The organism is Serratia sp. A07, from assembly GCF_058725505.1.
In genome coordinates this window covers 1-3,775 of record NZ_JBZXDO010000100.1, presented here as the reverse complement: position 1 = coordinate 3,775, position 3,775 = coordinate 1, and the positions used below count along the sequence as shown (strand labels likewise).

The 3,775-nt window shown below is 53.3% G+C and carries 4 protein-coding genes; 2 read left to right on the top strand and 2 right to left on the bottom strand.

Going from position 1 to position 3,775, the window contains the following annotated elements; translation table 11 throughout:
* Window positions 1-1,879: transposase (locus tag AC4PR2_RS27990; RefSeq protein ID WP_492175927.1), on the bottom strand; the 1,879-nt coding region annotated here is incomplete at its 3' end.
* 2 nt (window positions 1,880-1,881) lie between these two features.
* A complete protein-coding gene (locus tag AC4PR2_RS27985; protein WP_492175928.1) occupies window positions 1,882-2,130 on the bottom strand; it encodes a helix-turn-helix domain-containing protein in 249 nt (82 codons plus the stop codon).
* Window positions 2,131-2,293: 163 nt separating this feature from the next.
* Between AC4PR2_RS27985 and AC4PR2_RS27980 the strand changes: the two genes are divergently transcribed.
* Both AC4PR2_RS27980 and AC4PR2_RS27975 read left to right on the top strand, forming a co-directional pair.
* A complete protein-coding gene (locus tag AC4PR2_RS27980; RefSeq protein ID WP_492175926.1) occupies window positions 2,294-2,863 on the top strand; it encodes a hypothetical protein in 570 nt (189 codons plus the stop codon).
* A gap of 270 nt (window positions 2,864-3,133) precedes the next feature.
* A partial coding sequence (locus AC4PR2_RS27975; protein ID WP_492175925.1) for an AMP-binding protein occupies window positions 3,134-3,775 on the top strand: 642 nt, incomplete at its 3' end.

The following is a 3,775-nucleotide window of genomic DNA, read 5'->3' as shown; positions in this document are numbered from 1 at the left end:
TCTCTTCGCCACGTTTGCGCATCCCTTTGATGCGCTGCTGGCGGTTGTGGTATTCCGCCGTGACCGGGAAGGCCAGCCGTTTATTGCCATCCCACACGGCTTCGCAGAGATAAGAGCCGTCCAGGCGCCGCACGATAACCTTTTGCGCATTGTGAATGTCGTAACTGATGAGCACCTTGCGCCCGTGTTCGTCGGCCAACTCCGGCGCGTAGTAAATATTGTTGATGAAAGGTATTTCGCAGCGGGAAACGGTACGCTCTACCTGCGGCATAAACATGTCGCGCAGTTCAAATGGCGTCAGCCATTCCAGCTCGGTGTCTTCGTTCTCGAGTTTCCAGCGGCGAAACTCTGCCGGGGTGTAATGCTTGCCATCGGCACGTTTTGGCAGTTCGCTATGCGGCCGGTTGTTGTACCATTCGACGCCGGATTTGATTTCATCAATCAGCATGTCCCAGGAGGGGAGCTTGCGAAGGGTGTTCTGCTGCGACACGGTCAGTGCGTTGCCCTTTGACTGGGCATTCAACGCCGATTTAAGCGCCTTGCCGGTCTTGCGCACGGTTTCGCGGTCAGCGCCGGTGCCGTAATAGGTGGCAAAACGGCGGGCGATGCGCAGACCCAGAGTTTTGTTCAGACGTTCAATGATACCGCGGCCCTGGGGATTTCCCGGAATACCGGTCGGGTGCTCGATGTCGAGCCGGGTAAGAATACCGGTAATGTCCGCATCCAGCGTTTTGTTAGTCTCGCCGCCACCGTTATCCGAATAGTAGACAAAGGGCTTGCCACTGCCGGCGATACCGTGGCGCAGGGCGTCAATAACGGCGATCACGTTCTCGGACAAAGACAGACTCCAGCCAGTGATATAGCGGCAGCAACCGTCCATGATGAACGTCACCTCCGGCGAGAACGGTTGACCATGATCGGGATGGGCTACTTTCATCTTCATGCCGTGACCGTCACCGATCCAGACGTAATTAACGGGTAAACTGCACCAATCACGGCGAATGAATTTTGCAATCTGGCGGTACTCGCTACCGGTTTTACGGCCGCGCTGTTTAACGATCTCCGGCAACCTGGCCATTGCACGTCGCACGGAATCATACGATGGCAACACAGCCAACATTACTGGATCATCGAAATAGAGCTTATTCCATTCGGCACTAAAATCTTCCCAGGCTTCTTTCATCCCGACACCATTGGCCTTGCGATAATGACGCAGATAGTCCGGTAACCAGGCGATCTCTTCGACGTTGATCGGTTTACGTTTGCCGGGGGCCAACGCCAACAAAGCTTCTGCCGCATTGCCGGTCTGATTGAATGCTGCTACCCAGCGCTTGACAGTGATCTCGCTCAGCGCGCGGCTACTGCCCTTTTTGGCATTGGCAATTTGTACAGCTTGTGCCAGCTTGGGAGGCAAATCACCCATTTTGGCGTGCTCGACAAATTGGCGGATCGCTTTTGAGCAGCTGAAACCGGGTTGCTGTCCCAGCGTCAGTACCTGCTGGGCGATAATGCCCCGCGCGTCAGCGACCTGGCGCTGGTGTTCGGTCAAGCGCTGCAGCAAATCATCCATCAACGCCGGGGATTTACGGCATAGTTCGATAACGGAGACCTGATTCGGATCCCTTTTAACGTGCTTTGGCACTACAACGGCGGTTTCAGCCGGCTGCTCGGCCATCAGCTGCTTGAAATAGCGCTGACGAACGGCCTGCTGTGCTGGCTCTGGCAGGCAAGCGATGTGATATTCGAATGCCTTGGTGCCTTCACGCTTACGCATGATCGACGGACTTATCTCAGATAAGCGATTGAGTGCTTGTCTAATTCCTTTTGTTGTCGCCGGCATACCTGGAATGCCGAGCAACTCTTTTGCTACGACATACATATTCAGGACGCCTTACGCATATAGCTTTCAGTTTTATAACGGCTTGGCCAAATGGTTTCAGGTTCAACACCCAGCGCATCCGCGACAACTTGCTGGTAGGGCTTGCACGGTGTACGTAACACGCTTTTGAGTGAATCCTTGCTATATCCCGCCTGCAATGACAGGGCTCTGAACGACAACCCCCGCTTGTGGATCTCGGCCTTGATAATTTCAGGGTGCCAATCGGCACGATGATCTTCTGTTTTGCTCATCATTCATCTATCCTAAAAAGTTACCCGCACGGATAACCGAGCGGTTATCTCTGTGGATAAATAATAGATCACGAAAAATACCAAGACAAGGTATTTTTATTGCCTTTATTGTTTTTCGTGTTTTGCCTTAAGAATCAATCTGTTTGGTGGAAAAGAACCTAATATGGAAAAAAAACCTCAAGGTACTTTGCAAGCGAAAGGAAAAGAACCAATCATTGATAGGATTGCAGAACTAGCAAGAGCTTACCCTTCAAGGAGTGCTGCGGCTAGGGCTTGGGGCGTCAATGTCAATACTCTGAATAGTTACTTCAAAACTGAGACCCCCGCCCCAACACCAAGGGAGAATTTGCTTGCGCGTATAGCTGAAAGTGAAGGAGTAAGTTTGGAATGGCTAAAATCCGGAGAGGGTGAATCACGAAAAAAACCTGAAAATGGTATTTGTCGTGAGCGTTTGTTTGAGCTACTTTCTTTTCTAACCAAGGAGGAAAGGGAGCAATTGGCTATCGTATTGACGAGAAAAGGGATTGAAGCGGTTTTATATCTCCTGGACGAAGATAACATCAGGCTCATGCAGCTTGATCAAGTAGTGAAGGATAAGATTTTGGCTAAGAGCCACCCAACAGAAGACGAGCAAGTTCAAATCAATACGCAAAACGCTAATATGTGTAGCATCGATAGTGAAAGCGAGGATCGACAAACAGCCGTAGCGAGTGAACGGCGGGCCGTTTCTTGAAAGGTGTTTTGTCAAGTCAATCGTGCTATTCTAACGGCTCGCAACACCTTTAAAAAGCTAGTTGCTTCGTTTATGGAAGTGAAATCTGGTATTTGAAGGTGTCTTGAGGCAGTTTTTATGTAGTATCAAATGTAATGCCGATCGGCCTACTTTTTTAAAAGTGGTATCAAATCCCCAAAAACGGTAACTCTAGGATTTCCCATGAGTTCCCGTAAAATCCCTTCTCTTCCCATAGTATCAAATGATTTACTTCCCTATAGGGCATTGGGGTTGTTTATCAACACGTTGCCGCTGCGTCTGGACATCGATCGGCGAGGCGTGGAGACGGCGGCAAGAGAGGCACACGTGCGGCTGAGCGGGCTGCTGGCGCATGAACATGCGCCGCTGGCATTGGCGCAGCGCTGCAGCGGCGTCAGCCCTGGGGCGCCGCTGTTCAGCGCCTTGCTCAACTATCGCCACAACAACGGCGAAGCAGTGGCGTTGCCGGAAGGTATCAGCTTGCTGAGCGCCGAAGAGCGCACCAACTATCCGTTCGTGTTATCGGTGGAGGACGGCGGCGATTCGCTGGGCGTGACGGCGCAGGTGACCGAGACGGTCGATGCCCAGCGGGTGTGTGACTATATGGTGCAGGCGCTGAGCTCACTGGCGCAAGCGCTGGAGCAGGCACCGGAGACGCCGGTGTGTTCACTGGCGGTGGTGCCGGAGGCGGAACGCGAACTGCTGCTGCATGGCTGTAACCGCACCGAGCGTGACTACCCGCTGGATCAGACGCTGGCGGCGCTGTTCGAGCAGCAGGTGCGCCGGACGCCGGACGCCACCGCGCTGGTGAGCGGAGCGGAAAGCCTGAGCTACGCCCAGCTGAACGCCCGCGCCAACCGGCTGGCGCACGCGCTGATAGCGCGCGGCGTCGGC

Bases quoted from the DNA above. Each gene is read 5' to 3' on its own strand.
- AC4PR2_RS27980 (WP_492175926.1), top strand. From the start codon at position 2,294: ATGGAAAAAAAACCTCAAGGTACTTTGCAAGCGAAAGGAAAAGAACCA.
- AC4PR2_RS27985 (WP_492175928.1), bottom strand. From the start codon at position 2,130: ATGAGCAAAACAGAAGATCATCGTGCCGATTGGCACCCTGAAATTATC.